Source organism: Nocardia sp. CA-128927 (assembly GCF_050955855.1).
In the GTDB taxonomy this organism is placed as follows: Bacteria; Actinomycetota; Actinomycetes; order Mycobacteriales; family Mycobacteriaceae; genus Nocardia.
Map to the genome: position 1 here is coordinate 6,623,179 of NZ_CP192087.1, position 17,254 is coordinate 6,640,432.

At 63.6% G+C, this 17,254-nt stretch carries 12 protein-coding genes; 5 read left to right on the plus strand and 7 right to left on the minus strand.

Annotated features, from left to right (window positions below; all coding sequences use genetic code 11):
* Positions 1-8,433: a type I polyketide synthase gene (locus ACQPW1_RS30470; protein ID WP_433655215.1), complete on the minus strand. Its 8,433-nt coding sequence runs from the start codon at positions 8,431-8,433 to the stop codon at positions 1-3.
* A 430-nt stretch (positions 8,434-8,863) separates the two neighbouring features.
* Complete coding sequence (locus tag ACQPW1_RS30475; protein WP_433655216.1) at positions 8,864-9,325, minus strand: transposase; 462 nt, start codon at positions 9,323-9,325, stop codon at positions 8,864-8,866.
* Positions 9,326-9,635: 310 nt separating this feature from the next.
* Here ACQPW1_RS30475 and ACQPW1_RS30480 point away from each other — a divergent pair, with 310 nt between their 5' ends.
* Both ACQPW1_RS30480 and ACQPW1_RS30485 read left to right on the plus strand, forming a co-directional pair.
* On the plus strand, positions 9,636-10,229 hold the full coding sequence (locus ACQPW1_RS30480) for a ScbR family autoregulator-binding transcription factor (protein WP_433655217.1): 594 nt from the start codon (positions 9,636-9,638) through the stop codon (positions 10,227-10,229).
* A gap of 782 nt (positions 10,230-11,011) precedes the next feature.
* On the plus strand, positions 11,012-11,617 hold the full coding sequence (locus ACQPW1_RS30485) for a response regulator transcription factor (RefSeq protein WP_433655218.1): 606 nt from the start codon (positions 11,012-11,014) through the stop codon (positions 11,615-11,617).
* Between the two features lie 230 nt (positions 11,618-11,847).
* Here ACQPW1_RS30485 and ACQPW1_RS30490 read toward each other — a convergent pair whose 3' ends face one another.
* From ACQPW1_RS30490 to ACQPW1_RS30505, 4 genes are all read right to left on the minus strand, one after another.
* The gene (locus ACQPW1_RS30490; RefSeq protein WP_433655219.1) at positions 11,848-12,117 is read right to left on the minus strand and encodes a class I SAM-dependent methyltransferase; all 270 of its coding nucleotides are present in this window, start codon (positions 12,115-12,117) and stop codon (positions 11,848-11,850) included.
* 9 nt (positions 12,118-12,126) lie between these two features.
* The gene (locus tag ACQPW1_RS30495) at positions 12,127-12,309 is read right to left on the minus strand and encodes a hypothetical protein (RefSeq protein ID WP_433655220.1); all 183 of its coding nucleotides are present in this window, start codon (positions 12,307-12,309) and stop codon (positions 12,127-12,129) included.
* 64 nt (positions 12,310-12,373) lie between these two features.
* Positions 12,374-12,550 (minus strand): hypothetical protein, encoded by a 177-nt coding sequence (locus tag ACQPW1_RS30500; RefSeq protein ID WP_433655221.1) that lies wholly within the window; start codon positions 12,548-12,550, stop codon positions 12,374-12,376.
* Between the two features lie 73 nt (positions 12,551-12,623).
* Positions 12,624-13,205 carry an RNA polymerase sigma factor gene (locus ACQPW1_RS30505; protein WP_433655222.1) on the minus strand — a complete coding sequence of 194 codons (582 nt, stop codon included), beginning with the start codon at positions 13,203-13,205 and terminating at the stop codon, positions 12,624-12,626.
* 694 nt (positions 13,206-13,899) lie between these two features.
* Here ACQPW1_RS30505 and ACQPW1_RS30510 point away from each other — a divergent pair.
* The 3 genes from ACQPW1_RS30510 to ACQPW1_RS30520 all read left to right on the plus strand — a co-directional run bounded on the left by ACQPW1_RS30510 (position 13,900) and on the right by ACQPW1_RS30520 (position 15,594).
* A complete protein-coding gene (locus tag ACQPW1_RS30510; RefSeq protein ID WP_433655223.1) occupies positions 13,900-14,409 on the plus strand; it encodes a hypothetical protein in 510 nt (169 codons plus the stop codon).
* Entirely contained in the window at positions 14,304-14,600 is a 297-nt protein-coding gene (locus ACQPW1_RS30515) for a hypothetical protein (protein WP_433665593.1), read from the plus strand. Before ACQPW1_RS30510 ends, ACQPW1_RS30515 begins: the two co-directional genes overlap by 106 nt.
* Positions 14,601-14,988: 388 nt before the next feature.
* A complete protein-coding gene (locus ACQPW1_RS30520) occupies positions 14,989-15,594 on the plus strand; it encodes a response regulator transcription factor (protein ID WP_433655224.1) in 606 nt (201 codons plus the stop codon).
* On the opposite strand, the gene ACQPW1_RS30525 is transcribed toward ACQPW1_RS30520, so the two are convergent.
* The gene (locus ACQPW1_RS30525; protein ID WP_433655225.1) at positions 15,582-17,192 is read right to left on the minus strand and encodes a class I adenylate-forming enzyme family protein; all 1,611 of its coding nucleotides are present in this window, start codon (positions 17,190-17,192) and stop codon (positions 15,582-15,584) included. The genes ACQPW1_RS30520 and ACQPW1_RS30525 overlap by 13 nt on opposite strands.
* Positions 17,193-17,254: the final 62 nt, after the last annotated feature.

Sequence of the window (17,254 nt, forward strand, 5' to 3'; positions counted from 1 at the left end):
TCAAGAGCTGAGGCTTTGACGGGCGAACGCGACCAAGTCATCGATGGCCAACTCATCGATCTGGTCGGGGTCGTCCTCGGGTGTGCTGAGCGCATCGTCATTCGGCGGTACCAGCGCTGCCTGCAAGTGGTCAGCAAGCCCCGCCGGCGATGGGTAGTCGAAGGCGACCGTTGGCGACAGCTGCAGTCCGGTTGCCCTGTTCAGTCGGTTGCGCAACTCGAGCGCAGCGAGTGAGTCGAGCCCGATTTCGCGGAATCCCGTTGCGGCATCGAAGGAATCGGCCGAGTCCTGGGCCAAGACGATCGCGACTTCCGTGCGAATCAAGCTGAGCACCATTCGCTTATGGTCTCGAGCAGGACTGTTCGCCAGGACCTGCTGGAAGGTTGTCTCCGACGATGCCCCCTCGGCAACACCAACGTTGTCGCGCAACAGGTTTCGCAACAGCGGCGGCGGCAGCTCACCTGGCGGACCGACCAGCGCGGCGGTGTCCAGCCGCAGCGGCACCACGAGCGGCGGCGCGGTCGGCGCAAGCGCCGCATCGAACAGTGCGAGGCCGTCCGCAGTGGACAGTGCGGTCATGCCGATCGCGGCCAGCCGTGCGCGATCAGTCGAGCTCAGGGTGGCGGCCATACCGCCGTCAGCCCATGGTGCCCAGGCCATCGAGGTCGCCGCGAGTCCGTTGGCCCTGCGATGCTGGGCCAACGCGTCGAGGAAACAGTTGGCTGCGGCGTAGTTGGCCTGACCTGCCGCACCGAATACCCCGGACGCCGACGAGCACAGAACGAATGCTTCGAGGTCGAGAGCGCGAGTCAACTCGTGTAAATGCCACGCGGCGTCCACCTTCGGCCGCAACACTGTGTCGACTCGGTCCGGGGTGAGCGAACCGATCACGCGGTCGTCCAGGACCCCGGCTGTGTGCAGGATCGCGGTCAGTGGCCGCGTAGCCGGGATCGAGGCCAGCAAGGTCTCGACCGACTCCCGATCGGCCACATCACATGCCGCCCAGGTGCTTCGAGCACCGAGTGCGGTCAACTCGGCGTGCAACTCGTCCGCGAGCGGCGCGCCGCGGCCGCGTCGACTGACGAGCAAGAGGTCTTCGACCCCGTGCTCGGTGACGAGCCGACGAGTCATCAACCGGCCGAGTGCCCCGGTTGCGCCGGTGACCAGCACCGTTCCGGTGCCGAATGGGTTTGTGGCTGCCGCGCCGGCGGGCTGATCGGACGTGATCAGCCTCGGCACATAGACGGTCCCCGTTCGAATGGCGAGCTGTGGTTCCGCGAGTCGCACCGCGCCTGGTATCGCGCGCAGCGACTCGTCGTGGTCATCTACGTCGATCAGGACGAACCTGTCCGGATGTTCTCGCTGCGCCGACCGAACCAGTCCCCACACCGACGCATGCGCTAGATCCACGACGTCGTCGTCTCGTTGCGCCGGATCCCCAGCGAGTACGGCCCCGGTCGCTATCGCCGCGTTGGTCACCAGTACAAGGCGGGACGAGTGGAACCGATCGTCAGCCAACCAGGACTGCAGGAGGGTCAACGCACGATCGACGGACTCGCGCACCGCTCGTCCGACCGGTGTCCCGCCCGCCGCGGTGAGTACCGCGAACACGACCTCGGGCGCCGGCCTGCCGGACGCGACCGTGGCGGCTAGGTCGGCGAAGGCCGTGAGCCGGTTTTCGCCGGCCAGTCCGAGTGGGTCATTGCCGATGACCGCCCAATTATGTTGTGCTGCTTTCTCATTGCCCGGCGTCGGCTGCCAGGCCAGTTGCAGCAACGAGTCGTGCGGGAACCCGCGGTCAGCGCTCGGCGGGGTGAACGGCCGGACGGTGAGCTCAGCGATCTCCGCGACGGGGCGGCCAACCAGGTCAGCAAGCTGCAGCGCGATCGAGTCGCGGCCGGTCGGGACAATGCGTACGCGCAGTTCGCTGCTGCCTCGTGTGTACAGCCGAATACCGGACCAGGAGAAAGGCAGTCGAGTTCGGGGCGATGAGCCGCCCTCCGCGGTCGCGAAGAAGCCGGCGAGCCCTGCGCCGTGCAATGCGGCATCGAGCAAGGCCGGATGAATCGCGTATCCGCGAGCTGGTCCGGACAGCTCCGGCGGCAAAGCTACCTCCGTATACACCTCGGCGCCGTGTCGCCATGCCCGGCGCACACCGCGGAAACTCGGCCCATAGCGCAGACCGGCCGCCGCCAGCGCGGCATAGAGGTCATCGACCGACATCTCCTGCGCCCCTGCGGGAAGCCAGTCCGCCGGGGCAACCGACGGAGCAGACCCGGCCGTGGCGAGCTGCCCACTCGCGTGGCGGATCCATTGCGCGTCCGCGTGCTCTCGCCGCGAGTGCACACTCAGCGACCTGTCGCCAGTTGGGCTTGCCGGATGCATCGTCACCTGAATCCGGACCGGATCGCCCGCGGGCAGCACCAACGGTGCGGTGACCACGAGTTCGTCGATGGCACAGCCAGGTACCTGGGCAGCGGCATGTCCGGCCAGCTCGATGAACACGGTTGCGGGCACTACCACCCGGTCGGCCACCACATGATCGGTCAGCCAACCCTGACTGGTGGTGGACAGTTGCCCGGTCAGCACGATCGAGCCGTCGGCTAGTTCCACCATCGCGCCGAGCAGTCCGTGGTCGGCTGAGCGCAAGCCGAGTGCTTCGACCGTGCCGGTCGGCTCGACAGCGGACTCAAGCCAGTAGCGCCGGGACTCGAACGGGTACGTCGGCAGTTCGACCAGGTGGTCCGGCCGGTTTCCGCATAGTGACGAGAAGTCCGCCGGTACCCCGAGGGTGTGCAACCGAGCGACCGCCATGACCAACGTGGTGTCCGCACGATGGTTGCGGCGCAGGCCCGCAACCAATTCGACGTCCTGGCCCGCACGATCGGCAATACTGTCTCGTCCCATCGCGGTCAACGCGCCATCGGGTCCCAGTTCGAGGTAGTTGGTGACGCCGTGGTCCTGGAGCCACCGGACACCAGCACCGAATTGAACGGTGTCGCGCACCTGGCGCACCCAGTAGTCGGGCGCGGAGATCTCCTCGTGGGTCAGTGCCTGACCGGTCAGGCACGACACGATCGGCAGCGTCGCAGGCGTCACCACAAGTCGCTCGGTCACCGAGCGGAACTCGGCGAGCATGCCGTCCATCTGCGATGAATGGAACGCGTGGCTGACTGGCAGCCGCCGGGTGCTACGCCCGAGAGCAGCCCACCCTTCCGCGAGTTCGATGACCGCATCGGCAGCACCGGAGATCACCACCGACTCGGGCCCGTTGACCGCAGCGATGTCCACCTGGCCTGCTGCGCCGGCCATCGATGCGCGAACCTCGTCCTCGGTCGCTCGAATCGCGACCATTGCCCCGTCAGCGGGCATCAGCTGCATGAGCTGACCTCGTGCTGCGACCAGCGAGCAGGCATCTTCGAGCGACAACGCACCGGCGACATGCGCCGCGGCGATCTCGCCGATCGAGTGGCCCGCCACGAAATCCGGTCGCACTCCCCATGATTCGACGAGCCGGAATAGCGCGACCTCGACAGCGAAGAGCGCAGCCTGCGTGTACGCGGTCTGCTCGAGGAGTCCCGCCTGCGGGGACGCCGCATCGGCGAAGACCACCGCCGCGAGCGGATGCTCGAGGTGCTGATCGACATAGGAGCAGATCTGGTCGAACGCCGCCGTGTAGACGGGATAGCGGTCGTAGAGCGCTGCGCCCATCCCCACGTACTGCGAGCCCTGCCCGGCAAACAAGAACGCCAGCTTGCCGGGAGGTCGCACCGTGCCGACGACCACGTTGGGCGCCACGTCTCCTGCGGCAATGGACCGGAGCCCGTCGAGGATCTGGGGGCCGTCGTCACCGACAACAACTGCCCGCTCGGCCATCGCCGCGGACGACTTCGCCAGAATGGCCGCGACGTCACGTGGCTCGTGGTCGGCCGACGCCGATAGCAACTGCCCGGCACGGGCCCGCAGCGCGGCAGGAGTCCGTGCCGAAAGGATCAGCGGAAAGATGGCCGGTGAACTGTTCGATTCGGTTGTCTGCGTATACGTTCGCAGTTCCCGCGCCTGTTCCAGGATTACGTGAGCGTTGGTCCCGCTGATCCCGAACGATGACACCGCGGCACGGTGTGGGCGGCCGGTCTCCGGCCAGTCGCTGGCCTCGGTCAGCAGCGCGACGTCGCCGGCCGACCAGTCCACATGCGGTGACGGCGCATCGATATGCAGGGACTTCGGCACGAGGTTGTGCCGCATTGCCATCACCATCTTGATCACTCCGCCAACACCGGCAGCAGCCTGTGCGTGGCCGATATTGGACTTCAGTGAGCCGAGCAACAGAGGATGCCCCGGTACCCGATGCCGCCCATAGGTCGCGATCAGCGCCGCTGCCTCAATCGGATCACCGAGCGCTGTGCCTGTTCCGTGTGCCTCGACGACGTCGATATCGCTGGCTGCCAATTGCGCATCAGCCAGCGCCTGGTCGATAACCTGCTGCTGGGCAAGGCCGTTCGGTGCGGTGAGGCCGTTGGATGCACCATCCTGATTCACCGCGGTACCACGCAACACCGCCAGCACGGTGTGGCCGTTGCGGTTGGCGTCGGACAGCCTTTCCAGCAGCAGTAGTCCAGCGCCCTCCGACCAGATCGTGCCATCCGCCGCCGCGGCGAATGGCTTGCATCGGCTGTCGGGTGCCAATCCGCGCTGGCGGCTGAACTCGATGAACATGCCCGGCGTTGCCATCACAGTGGCGCCACCGGCCAGTGCGAACGAACATTCGCCGCGCCGCAGGGACTGCACGGCCAGATGCACTGCCACCAACGACGAGGAGCACGCCGTGTCGACGGTGATCGCTGGGCCGGAGAAGCCGAATGTGTAAGCGATGCGCCCGGACAGCACACTCGAGGTGTTGCCGGTGAGGAGGTAACCGCCGACGCCGGCACCCGCTTCGTGCAGGCGCGGGCCATAGTCCTGAGCCGCCGCGCCGACGAACACACCGGCCTGGCCCCCAGGCACCGCGGCCGGATCGATGCCCGCGCGTTCGAACGACTCCCACGCGATCTCGAGCAACACTCGTTGCTGCGGATCCATCGCCAGTGCCTCGCGTGGGGAGATACCGAAGAACGCGGGGTCGAACTGGTCGGCGTCGTGCAGGAAACCGCCCGCATCGGCATAGCTCGTGCCGGGGTGATCCGGATCGGGGTGGAACAGTTCAGTGAGATTCCAGCCACGATTCGATGGGAAAGCGGTGATCGAGTCGCGGCCGTCGACGACCAGTTGCCACAGGTCCTGCGGTGTCCGCACGCCACCCGGGTAGCGGCATCCCATGGCCACAATCGCGATCGGCTCCGCGGCGTCGGCTGTCGAGCGGGCCGCTCGATCGTCGATCGCGCCGCCCTCGCCGATAAGTTCGGTCCGCAGGTACTCGGCCAACGTCGCGGGCGTGGGGTAGTTGTAGAGCACGGGGGCAGTCAGATACAGCTTGCTCGCCTGGTTGATCCGGCCGCAGAGTCCCACGATCGTCAGCGAACCGAACCCGAGTTCCTGAAAGGTGCGCTCCGAATTGACTTCCGTCGCTGCGGCATACCCGAGGATGGCCGCCGCCTGCGTCAACACCAGCTCGAGCAAAACCTCGCGCTGCTCAGCAGGCGAAGACTGCCTCAGCAGGGTGCGCAGATCATGTTCTGCGGGGCCGGCCTCAGCGGTGGCTGCGACTTCCGGCGCGTCGGCATGCGGCGACCTCGGCTCGGCTGAGACCGATGCGGTATCGGAGAACCAGTGGCGCCTGCGCTGAAACGCATAGCTGGGCAGCGCAACCGGGTGAACTGGCAGGCCGTCGAAATACCCGCGCCAATCCACCTTGTCGGTTCGTACGTGCATGTGGCCGATGGCCCTCGTTATCGCGAGCACTTCCGGCAGGTCACTGCGCAACGCAGGTATCAACCGGATATCCGCCGCGTGTTCGACCAAGCAGTCCTGGCCCATTGCGGTGAGCACACTGTCCGGACCGAGTTCTAGGAAAGTGCGCACACCGCCGGCGCCGTGCAACCAGCGCATGCCCGCCATGAATCGCACCGTTCCACGAATATGGCGCACCCAGTAGTCGGCGGATATTTCCTTGGCAGACAGCGGCTCTCCGGTCAGATTGGAAATAACCGGAATGTCCGGCGAGTGCAGTGTCACCGTCTCGGCCACCCGACGAAATTCCGCAATCATCGGTTCCATCCGCGGCGAGTGGAAGGCATGGCTGACGCGAAGCCGCTTCACCCGGATCTGCTCAGCGGCGCATTGCGCTGCCACCACCGACACCGCATCCTCGGCACCGGAGATGACCGTCGAGAAGGGCCCATTGACAGCGGCGATACTCACCTGATGTGCGCAATTGGTCAACATGGATTCGACGTCCTCGGCGGCGGCGTGAATCACGACCATCGCCCCGCCGGCAGGCAGGGCTTGCATGAGTCGGCCACGCGCTGCCACCAACGTGCAAGCGTCGGCAAGAGACAGAATGCCCGCCACATGGGCTGCGGTCAGCTCACCGAGAGAATGGCCGAGGAGAAAGTCTGGACGTAGTCCCCAGCTTTCGAATAGTCGATACAGCGCCGTCTCCACCGCGAACAACCCGCTTTGGGTGAATACCGTTTGATCGAGTAGGGCGGCATCAGCTGACCCTTGGTCGGCGAACAGGACTTCCCGGAGCGGGCGCTCGAGCTGACGGTCCAGGTGATCGCACACCGCGTCCAATGCGGCGGCGAAAACCGGAAACACAGCGTAGAGATCGGCCCCCATGGCCAATCGCTGGCTGCCCTGACCGGAGAAGAGAAACGCGACTCTGCCAGTAGGTAAGGGTGAACCAGTCACGCTCGGGCCAACGCTGTCCATCGTGGCCAGGCGGTCGAGAAAGTCCTCGCGGGAGCTCGCGATCAGGACTGCTCGATGGTCGAACGCCGAGCGGGTGGTGGCCAGCGAGAAGGCGACGTCGGCAAGGCAAAGGCCGGGGTGGGCGCCCATGTGCTCGAGCAGCCGCTGCGCCTGCGCGGACAGCGCCTGTGCGGTCCTACCGGACAGCACCAAGGGCAACACTGGAGGCGCCGCAGTAGGGCCGTCGACCTGATTCACCCCTACTTGGGGCAGGTCCGACAGCACAACGTGACAGTTGGTCCCGCCCATGCCGAATGCACTCACCCCGGCAACCAGCGGCCGGTCCGGATCCGCCCACGGCCCGAGCTCGGTCTGCACCGTCAGATTCAATGAATCCAACGGGATATCGGGGCTGGGCTCGACAAAGTTCAGGCTCGGCACAATCTCGCGGTGCTTGATGCAGAGAACCGCCTTGATCAGCCCCGTGATGCCGGCCGCGGACTCGAGGTGCCCAACGTTGGTCTTGGCCGATCCCACCACCAACGGCTGCCGCCGCCGCGGGGCGGCACCAAGGGCAGCACCGAGAGCGGCCGCCTCGATCGGGTCGCCGACCCTGGTACCAGTGCCATGTAGCTCGACGTACTGGACTTCGCCAGGATCGACGCCTGCCTTTCGATAGGCTTGACCGAGTAGTTCTTGCTGCGCTTCTCGCGCGGGAGTGGTCAGCGCGGCACCGCCGCCGTCATTATTCACTGCACTGCCACGAATTAAGCAGTAGATGGAATTCCCATCGGCGACCGCACTGGATAATGGTTTCAGGACAACCAGTCCGCCCCCCTCGCCGCGAACGTATCCGTTCGCCCGAGAGTCGAAGGTATAGCATCGGCCATCCGGAGATAGGGCGCCGAATTCTGCGGCTATAGTTGCACTTTCGGGGGCGAGATTAAGGTTGATGCCACCAGCGAGAGCGACAGTCGACTCCCCGCTGGACAAACTTGCACAGGCGAGATGCACGGAAACAAGAGAGGAAGATTGCCCGGTGTCGACCAGAAGGCTGGGGCCACGAAACCCAAGGAAATACGACATTCGATTCGCTATTATGCTGCCCGACAGGCCGGTTGCGGCATAGCCATCGATAACCGAAAGCCCGTCTCGGTGCCGCAGCGTGGCAAAGTCGTTCCACATTGCCCCCACGAACACTCCCGCACTGGTGCCGCTGAGGCTGCCGGGAACGATAGCGGCGTCCTCCAATGCCTCCCATGCCAGCTCCAGCATGAGTCGCTGTTGCGGATCCATCGTCGCCGCCTCATGAGGCGAGATTCCGAAGAATTCAGGGTCGAAGCGGTCGACCTGGTCGAGAAAACCCCCCGAGTCGAGCACTCCCCGATCGCCCGTACCGCGATCCCGTGCCTGCCGAATGGCCGTGCCCCATCTCCGCTGGGGAGCCCGCGCTACGGCACATCCGCCGGAACGAATCAGACGCCAGAACTCCCCCGGGTTATTCGCCTTGGGCAAGCGACAGGAAACTCCGATAACCGCGATCGGCTCGTTCCGATGCAAATTTCCCACCAGCAATGAATTCACTCCAGATATTCAAAGGTAGACCGCTCGACATCGTCACCGACGACCTTCGGCTCGCGGCCAGGCATCATGACAGAGGGCGCGGACACGGCAGCGGATACAGTCGGCAGCTACTCGGCACCCTTTGCCGTGCAACACCCGCGTGGGCGGGACGGGTCCAGCGGTAGTCGCCAACGTCGGACGCTATGGCTACAGTGCTGCGAGCAGCTACAGACTCCGCGAACAAGGTCGATCGAGCTCAACGCATCGATCTCGAATCCCTGCCCGACACTACGGCTTTGCGCGCTCAGCGCATCGCCCGCAGTCAGACAGGGCTACGACAGACACGCTGGAACTCTCGATCCCCGGCCAGGTAGTACCCCAAACAACCGACCAGCGTGCTCAACAAGAGCAGCCAAGGTAGCTAGTGGGTGCGCCGTTAGTTCGTCGGGGTTCATGCGGCGAGTGGGTGTGGCGTGTGGGGATCGTGACGGCTGAGGCGGTCGAGTAGGTCGTTGAGGTCGGTGCGGGTGAAGGTCCAGTCGAAAGGGTGAGCGGCTGCGTTGTAGCGGTTTTGGAACCTCAGCAGGCGGGCGGCGACGGCGTCGAGGTCGGGGAAGTCATCTGGTGTGAGTGCTTTGCGTTGCACGGCGGAGAAGTAGATTTCCACCTGGTTCAACCAGGATGCGTGCACGGGCAGGTGCACCATGTGGGCGTTGGGGTAGGCGTCGTTCAATCGCTTCGCGGCGGCCCAATTACGGTGTGAGGCACCGTTGTCCACGACCCAGAACACGCGACGCGCGCTGGCATAGGGTTCGGTGGTCATGACCTGGTCCACGAGCCGGGTGAAGGGTTCGATGCCGGTGCTGGGCTCGCAGCGGCCGATGACGCGGGCGCCAAAACTCTCCTGGATCATTCGCCTTGGGCAGCCGGCAAGTTACTCCGATAACCGCGATCGGCTCATCCCAATGCAAATTAAAAGAATAGGCCATACCGCTGAGTATCTCAGGTCGCAACAACGACCGGTATATGCGTTCTTCATGTCTCATATATGCAAAATTCACACATACATCGAGAGTGTCGACAGGCCTTGCTCCGGTTCGACCGAATTGTTACGGTTTGATGACCGCTGCCGATGGCTAATCGGATACTGGTAGGTCAGCGATATCTGCGAATGCTGTTTCGATACTCCCCCGTCCCGTCAATGGCGAGAGGCCATGTCGCACATGCGTATACCACAGCAGGAACGTGCTATAGAGACCAGGCAGCAGATTCTTCTGGGTGCCGCTTTATCGTTCGATAGCGCGGGATTCGCCGGCGCAAGCCTGCGGCAGATCATCGACAATGCCGGGACCACCAGGGGCGCGCTGCACTTCCACTTCCGAACGAAGGAAGACCTCGCCCACGCCGTCATCGAGGAGCAACAGCGCCGCTCGCACGCCGCGGCCGAGGGCGTCTACGCCACCGATGTGGCGGCGCTGGAGCAGATAGTGACGCTCACACACGAAATGGCGCGACAGATCGTCACAGATACCGTGGTGCGGGCTGGTATTCGACTGAAACTCGAATCCAAATTCGCCGACATCCCCTGTCCGTACTACGGCTGGATCGACATCTGCGAGCGCCTCATTCGGCGGGCCATCGCCGAAGGCGACATCCTCGGCGCCCTCTCGCCACACCCCCTCGCGCGGTTCCTGACCTCGGCATTCGTCGGCGTGCAGCTGATGTCGGGGACCATGACCGAGCATCACGATCTCCAACATCGGATAGACGAGATGTGGGTGACGCTGCTGCCCGCCATCATGCCCGCGTCGCGATAGCGTCAGGTGCGAACGCGTTCGCGCCGCCCGGCAACGCGGTACACCGCGCGAGTCGAGCATCGAGTGAACAAATCGAACCGAGTACCCTGAAACAGACCGCATCCTCCGGCACCGGAAAATGCGGAGGAGAGCTCTCCGATTATCTCGCGAGCGGGGGGCGTAGGTGATTCCTGGCACCCGGTCATTTTCACGGTCCCGCCCGGCCCATCGGGACGGCATCGCACAGGTGCGCCACGCCCAGCAGCCAATTCAATGCCCGATCGTTCTACTGTGCTTCGTTGATTGATTCGACATGTGTCGCCGTCCGGATGATGCGCTCATTCTGAATTTCCAAGTCCGATGCACGAGCATTATTGCCAAATGACGGCACGATTATGCTTATTTTATGGACCGATGATTTCAATTACGGGTCGAGGTGTTATCTTCCCCCCTTTGGGTCGCGCGTTGCTTCCGCCGCACCCCTCCCGGTTCGTTCAGCGATGTAACGACAACATTATTCTGGCCGTGTCGAATCTCACGTTCGACTCCAGCGCGATAACGAAAACCGGTCATCCCACCTTTTCATGTTACGATTCGGTCAGCATCACACACGAGCATTCGACTCGTCTGCCCTAGGTATGTAGGTAGAACTCTGCCAACATGCCTCGGGCAGACGAGTCGAATGCTCCTGACGATGCCCCAGTCCAAGGGCGACTCTGGGTTTGCATGATAAAGAGGCGTGGCATGAATGAGTACATGAACGGCGTGGTGCGGCGATGAGGATTGGTTCCCTGGACGATGCGATGCCGATAACCATAATCGTTGCCGAGAAGTTGCTTTTATCGCGTTCCGCTTTGGTAGCACTGCTCGAACGGAACGAAGAAATACGAGTCGTCGGGTCCACCAGCATTGGTGTCGAAGCGGTCGACCTGGCCTCGCACGTCCTGCCCGACGTAGTTCTGATCAGCTCCGAAGTCGCGCACGCCGACGGTATTGCCGTGGCCGAGCAGATCGCGGGGCTGCTCGGCTGCAAGAGTCTGCTGCTCGGCGAGAAGTTCGCCCGCACCGTCGTTCGCCGGGCCTTCGCGGGTCCGATCAGCGGATTGGTGCCCAAGTCCGCGCTCCCGCACCAACTGTTCGAAGCCATCTACCAGGTACATCGAGGTCAACGCGTCTTCGACGCAGATCTGACGGTTGCGGCTATCGAGAATCGCGACTGCCCGCTGACGCTTCGAGAGATCTCGATATTGGAGCAGGTCTCTTTGGGCGACGAGGTGACCGAAATCGCAGCGAAGAACTTTCTCTCAGAAGGTACCGTGCGGAACTATCTCTCGTCCGCGGTCGCAAAGCTCGGCGCGCGAAATCGGATAGACGCGCTTCGGGTCGCGCGCGAAGCGCAGTGGATCTGAGCGCATCGCAGCTGATCACGGCATACCGTCGGCGTAGCGGCGGCGGACTTCGGCGAACAGCGCGGGCAATTCGGTCGATCGCCCCTCGGCCGCCCGACCACCGACATCCTGGACTGCTCGATCGTCTCGATGGACCGGCCCTCGGTGAAGATCTCGCGGAGCACGTCCGCGGTCAGTCGGGGTATCCGGGCGAGGGTCACGGAATCCGTTCCCGCCCTTGACAGCTCGCCTCATACGAGCTCGGCGGAGCGGGCATCGAGCTCCAGCAGGAAGACGCGGCCGCCGGGCCTCCAGACGTGCTGTAACGCGGCGAGGTAAGTGGGCCGCAGGTCGATCGGGCAGCAGTCGAGCAGACCACAGTCCAGGACAGCGCCGAATCGTTCGTCGCTATCCAGCAACGCCGCCGCGTTCCCGACGATCCAGCGCACCGCGACGCCCCGCTCGCGCGCTTTACGCCGACCGCCGGCGATCGCGGTCTCGGACAGGTCGATGGCCGTCACGTCGAAACCCTACTCGGCCAACATGATCGCGTGCTCGCCAGTGCCGCATCCGGCGTCGAGTACCGGCCCTTCGATCCGACCGGACGCGGCCAGCGCGGCGATGGCATGCTGTGCCGCACCGATATCCCACCGCGAGGTGGCGCCCATCGGCGTACGACCCTGGTAGATCGCTTCGAAATTGAACAGATCCATGATAGCGATACCTTTCGGACTCTCTGTCTGCCCGCAGCTGTGCTAGCCCGCCGGGCAACCCTGGTCAGCCGTGCAGTGCAAGGAATTCCTTGTCGACGAACTCGCTGGACGGACGCGCGCCGGCCAGCGTCGCGAAGAACCGTTCGGGCCTGGCGGGGTCATCGGCGATCGCGCGCAGCATCCGCAGGCGTCGCTGCGGACGCAGCCGGGCCACCGACAAGGTGTCTCGATATCCGCTCATAACCAGTGACCTTCTCGAATTGGCGGCAACCGTCGATGGTCCGCGCCCAAATATTCGGAGGTTGTTGCTCCGGTCAAGCAGCATCGTCCACCAATGATTCCGGCAATAGGTTGCGCAATCTTGTCAAAGCCCTGCGTCGCAGTGGACCGATCGAGCCACGGGGAATTCCGAGGTGCGCACTGACGGTGTCGTAGTTCGGCGCGCTATCGGACATGAGAATCCCGAGCAGTGTCTGATCACGCGCGGGCAGCCGGATGAAGGCGGCCCGGACGGCCTCATTGTCGAGCGTGCGGATGGCAGCGTCCGCCGGTGCGTCGGCGCTACCGCGATCCATCATGATGACGTTCAGGTCCGCCCCATCACCGACCGGCAGGTGACGCGTACCGCGTTCGATCTGCTTGAGGCACTCCCGCCGGGCGGTGGTCGCGATCCAGGCCGACAAACGCTCCGGTGAGCGCAGTTGGCCGAGGTGAACCAGGACGTTCATCCAAGTCGATTGATGGACGTCGTGGCAGTCGTGTGCCGCAAGGCGGTGGGCCCGCGCGATCGCCCAGATCATCGCGGAATACCGATCGATCAATCGCTCCCAAGCCGCGCCGTCTCCTGCCAAACACTCGGAGATAACGGCGAATTCATCGAAGTCTGTTCTCGTCATACGACGCGTCCTTACATACAGCTAACCAAAAGTCGGGTCCTAACAAACAATCCGCGAACCTCCGCTCGCCGCATCGAATGCGACCGGCCGATCCGTCGACTGAGCGGGGGGCGCGGTTGTTCCGATCGCCTGCACACCATTGGACTCGAACGATCGTCGCTGACGTTCGCAACACCGCCCGACGGCGGACGTGAGAGACGACAGAATATGCCCGCGATACACGCAGACGCAGTGAGGTCAGGTAAGAATTACCCGAGTCGTTGATTTCCGGAGCGGATCTATCTGCGCTCACATCAGCGCAGGTATTTATCGACGCCCGTGTAAATAGGCGGCCAAATTACTTCTTCCACACTCTGGTAATCATCGATCTTTCTAAATACTTACCCTCCACATTGCAACTGACCTGAGTATTGCACAGGATCTCAGCCAGTGCGATGTGCGTTCTTAATGTGTTGATGTGGGATCTTCACAGCTACGAACTGGCGGTCACTTCCAGTTTTGAGGTCACGACAGGCAAAGGCCGGAAGCGGCCACCGTGATCATGTGATATTTATGAAACAAAACTGTACATCCAGCACAACCGGTACTAGTAATCGATATTCGCATGAACGATCGAGCAGTCCGCATAGAGTGCGACGCGCTGGTCAGCCTGTCGGCTACCGCCGGATCGGCCCGGTGATGAGCGATCCGCATCGTGCACGGAATGTGCACTCTTGCAGTGGGATTGGCTAGCCTGACGGATGGTCTGGGGCAATCGGATAAGCGTGTGCAATACCTGCGCGCGCGGTTCAGCCGCGCGGTGCTCCCCGGAAGCGTTGTGCGATGCACCGCTCGGCGAACCGGGGCGGCGGACACCTACGTCATGGGCGCCGAGTGCGAAGGCCGATCGGTGCTTGTCAAGCCCGTTGTCGCGGTGTTGGATCGGCGGCGCGTCGAACCGGAAACCCACACAGTCGCATCATGTTTGCTGGAGGTGTTGCAGTCGGTTCCCGACCCGCGTGATCCGCGCGGTATCCGGTACCCACTGGCAGGGTTGCCGGCCGCGCCGCGGTGGGCCGCGATCTGTCGGGTTTCGACGTGGTCGCGGCGGTACCCGTTGTGGTCGGCGCCGATCCGTGGCAAGGCGCCGATCAGGTACGAATGTTCATCGCGCACTTCGTCGGCGGATCTGGCGGCCGGGACAACAACGTGTACACCCGACTGATGACGCGGCTGGGCTATAGCGGCGCGGCTGAACGACTTTCACGATGCGGGTGTTACCACCGTATCGGCGATGCCGTTCGCCGCGAACGAAGACGCGGCCGTCCGGACGATCCGGTCCGTAGCGGTAGCATCGAACAGATCCGGCATCGTGACGAGCGGAAGCTCGTCCACCAACCCGAGGAACTGAAATGAATACTTTCAAGGTTCGAGTAACAGTCCGCGGATACGAGACCGACAGCCAGGGTCATTTGCACGGCAATATTTATCTGCAATACGCCGAACACGCACGATGGTCAATGCTGGAGGAGGCCGGGATCGGGTCGGCATAAATTTCTATCGACACTAAGGTATATCAAACGGGTCGCCCCGAAAGACAACTGCAAATACGATCTGAACTGCCCCGATAAAAGGACGATCAACCCAGTTCATGTTAGGCATAGGTAATGGCACCGCAGCTGCGGACCTTCGCCGGTGAATGCAGACAGAGCTCCTTAATTCACGATAAAAGCTATGGCTCCAAATTAGGGGGACGCGCATGGCCGGAGTAGCTTCGGCTTTGAAAGTACACTACCCGGAAACGATGACGATCAACATAATGGTGGCCGATAAGTTTCGGTTACCGAGATCCGCCCTTGTCGCGCTCCTCGAACAGCACGAGAGCATTCGAGTAATCGGTTCCACCGGCATCGGCGCCGAGACCGTCGAGTTGGCATCCCAGTATCGGCCCGGCGTGACGGTGATCAGCGCGGAAAACACCGATCTCGATGACATCGCCGTAGCCGAGGAGATCGCCGACATCCCCGGCTGCCGGACTCTGGTGCTCGGCAAGAGGTTCACCCATGCCCTGGTTCGCCGGGCTTACCGGGGGCCGATCAGCGGATTGGTACACAAAACCGCTCCCCCGCACCAGCTCTTCGAAGCCATTCACCAGGTGCACCGTGGTCAACGCGTGCTCGACCCCGAGTTCACAGTCGCGGTACTGGACAGTGAGAACTGCCCGCTGACACCACGCGAGGTCGCGGTACTGGAGCAGGTCGCGCTGGGTGACACGGTGTCGGAGATCGCGACGAAAACTCTACTGTCGGAGGGGACGGTGCGGAACTATCTTGCCGCTACGGTGGCAAAGCTGGGGGCGCGCAATCGGATAGACGCAGTGCGGATAGCCCAGGATGCTCACTGGATCTGAAGCGGTGCGCAATTTCGCATCGCTTTCGCGGCGGCCTCCGCGAGCGCCCGCAAGGCCTGCCGCATGATCTTGCCACTGGGCGTCCGTGGCAGCACATCACAGACCTCGAATTTCCGGGGAATGTGGTAACACTCCAGCTGCGACGATAACCGCGAGCTCAGTACGGCGCTGAAAACCTTTGTGCTCAACCAGGTTCCGGCCGGGACGACGAACACGACCAACCGATCGACCGAGCTGTCGTCGCGCACCGAGACCACCGCAACGTCGCGGACCAGTCCGGTCGCCGCGATCCGACGCTCGATTTCGATGGCCGAGACCGAGATCCCGCCGGTCCGCACAATGTCGTCGGCACGTCCCAGCACCACGAGGGCACCGGAAGCGTTCCAGTAGCCGACATCACCGGTGCGCAGCCACCCGTCCGACAACAGCTGGACGGCACCGCGAACCGTGGTCGCGAACTCGGCGATGGTCCGGCCGCGCACCCAGACCTCACCCGGCCGATGCCCCTCGACCGCGAACGCCTCGGCCACCCGAGGGTCACTCGGTACCCGGACTTCGACGTCGTAGCCGGGACACGGGAACCCGACCGAATCCGCCGATGCCGCGTCGATACCGTTGGCGCAGAATGCATTTCCGACCTCGGTACACCAAATCTGCTCCAGCACCGGCGCCGCGAAGAGATCGTGGAGTTCAGCTCCGAGCTCGACGGGTAGGCGTTCCCCCGCCGAGACGACAGCGCGTACCGAATCCAGCACTGCGACAGATTGTTTCGCACCGTGGAGATGATGCGCCAGCGGACCGAGCGCCGAAGGCATCGAACATACAATGGTGACAGCGTGTTCCTTGATCGCCCGCACGACCGCCTCGGGCCTGCGGTGCTCCGGATTCAGCACCACCGCGCAACCCGAGAGCATCGGGTAGACGAATTCGTTGTTGAAGCCGTACGCGCAGTGCAACCGCGAGATCGACAGCAGCACATCGTCTTTGGTCAGGCCGAGCGCGTTACGGCCGACCGCCTGCTGATAGTCCGCAAGGTGACTCGCCCGGTGGGTGATCGCCTTCGACTCACCGGCTGTGCCGGAGGTGAACTGGATGTAGAGATCCCGATCGTCGGGCACCGCGGCCAAGTCTGGATGATCCGGCATCGGCTCGACGGCACACCGCGCGGTCACGCCAGGCAAGTCGAAGATCCGGTCCCGGCCCTGCGGTCCGACCAGCACGACACCGCCGTCATGCCAGTCGAGAGTGTGCCGGGCACCGGCTGCCGCGAGCCCACGTCGATGCACTTGCCGATCCAGACCCGAATTCAGCAGTACCGCAATAGCTCCCAGCCGCGCCAAGGCCAGGAAGGAGATGAACCATTCGGCTCGTTCACCGACCAGGATGGCGACCGGGTCACCGATGGATACACCACGCCCGGCCAACTCGGCCGCCACCGTCGCACTGCACCGGTACAGGGTGCGGTGGGTGTAGACCGTGCCGTCGATCTCATCGATCACCGCGGGGCGATCGAGCCAGCCACCGCGTAGGGCGCGCTCGTACATCGAATCGCCAACGGTGCGCAGCCACGGTGCCTGCGCGGTGAACAACCCGTCCATCTAACGCCCTCCGGCCGATGTCGCGATCAACTTCCATCACCTCTCGCTGTCGGCACGACATC